Raw genomic sequence first — 1,525 nt, 5'->3', positions numbered from 1 at the left:
GCTCGGCGGTGGTGCCGGCGGGGACGAAGCGCAGGCCGCGGCAACGTCCGTCGGCGTAATAGCCGTGTTCGACGTCGATGCGCAGCAGGGGGAGGTAGGGGCCCATGAGGTACTCCTTCGCGGTCAGCCGCGGGCCCCGACGCCCACGCCCGGCGTGCGCACCGACGGCAGCTGGGCATCGGACTGGCGGGCGTCGATGGTGAGCAGGCGCACCCGGTACAGCACCGAGGGCAGGTAGCGCCCGCCGAGCACGCCCCACAGCGTCGCCATCTCGTTGAGGCTCAGCGGCTCGATGGACAGCGTGAGCTTGTCCAGGCGCGGATCCATGCCGGGCGAGTTCTGCGTGTCCAGCACCGGCGTGGCCTGGAAGCAGGCGATGGTGCTGCCGATGAGCTTGAGCGCTTCCGGGTAGGTGGTGCCGCCGTAGTTGGCGGCGAACATCACCAGCAGGTTCAGCTGCACCGGCGGGGCGGAGCGGGCCAGGCGCTCGCCGCTGCCCAGCGCCTGGGCCGGCAGGCTGGCGACCGGGTCGCGTTCCAGGTTCACCAGGAAGGCGGCGAGCCGGTGCGAGGCGCCGGCTGCCGGTCCGCCGTCGGCCTCGTGCAGCGCGGTCACCGCGACCAGGTCCTCCGCCGACTGGTGCGAGCGGCGCAGCACGGCGTTGAGGTGGCCGGCGAGGTGGAGGAGGACGGCGTCGATCATGGTGGGGCCGAGGGCGGGTGGGAGGTTCGACGCCGCGAGGCGCCGGAGGGTCGATGGGATGAACGATAGGAGCGCGCCCCGCCGCGGCCCATCCGGCGGATGCGGATGTTGGCCGTCCCGATTGCCGAGATCCGCCTCGGTGTTCCGCAGGTCGATGCGGGCGCGGCTGTCAAGCTGTCAACCCTGCCGGGGCGCAGGGGCTGACGCGCGCGGCCCGCGCTCCTAGACTCCGCGCCATCACACGCCCGCAGAGGCGTGTCGCAGGGAGCAATCACCATGGACAGGAGCAGCGGCGGGGGCTCGGTGCCCGCGATGCCAGCGTTGGCCGCGCCATCGCGGCGAAGGTCGCCGGTGCGGACGGATCGGTCGCCGGCGGCGTGCTTGCCGCCGCGCCGCGCGAGTTCCTGCTCGGCGACTGGCGCGTGGAGGTGCGGACCCGGCGGCTGAGCCGCGGCGACGAGACCGTGGTGCTGGAGCCGCGGCCGATGGCGGTGCTGGTCGCGCTGTGCCGCCAGCCGGGCGAGGTGGTGTCCGCCGAGGCGCTGCTGCAGGACTGCTGGCCCGAGGCGACCACGCTGGGCGACAACCCGGTGCACAAGGTGGTGGCCGGCCTGCGCCGCGCGCTGGGCGACATCGGCAAGCTCTTCCCCGACACCGCCGCCGAGTTCAAGGGAGCGGACTCGATGGTGCTGCTGGCCGAGGCCTACCGCCGCGTGAAGGCGCTGGGCTGGGTCATTGGCAACGTCGACACGACCATCGTGGCGCAGCAGCCCAAGATGGCGCCGCACATCCCGGCGATGCGCGAGCGGCTGGCGCAGGTGCT

Annotated in this window: 2 protein-coding genes; one reads left to right on the top strand and one right to left on the bottom strand. The window is 73.4% G+C overall.

Features of this window, described 5'->3' with window-relative positions; genetic code table 11:
• Nucleotides 1-123: 123 nt before the first annotated feature.
• Complete coding sequence (locus FUT87_RS10315; RefSeq protein ID WP_147240952.1) at nt 124-702, bottom strand: DUF4255 domain-containing protein; 579 nt, start codon at nt 700-702, stop codon at nt 124-126.
• 377 nt (nt 703-1,079) lie between these two features.
• Between FUT87_RS10315 and FUT87_RS10310 the strand changes: the two genes are divergently transcribed.
• A partial coding sequence (locus tag FUT87_RS10310; RefSeq protein WP_255511759.1) for a 2-C-methyl-D-erythritol 2,4-cyclodiphosphate synthase occupies nt 1,080-1,525 on the top strand: 446 nt, incomplete at its 3' end.

The sequence above is a fragment of the Mitsuaria sp. TWR114 genome, assembly GCF_007997345.1.
The sequence above is the reverse complement of the archived record's forward strand: the minus strand, read 5'-3'. Positions and strand labels throughout refer to the sequence as shown.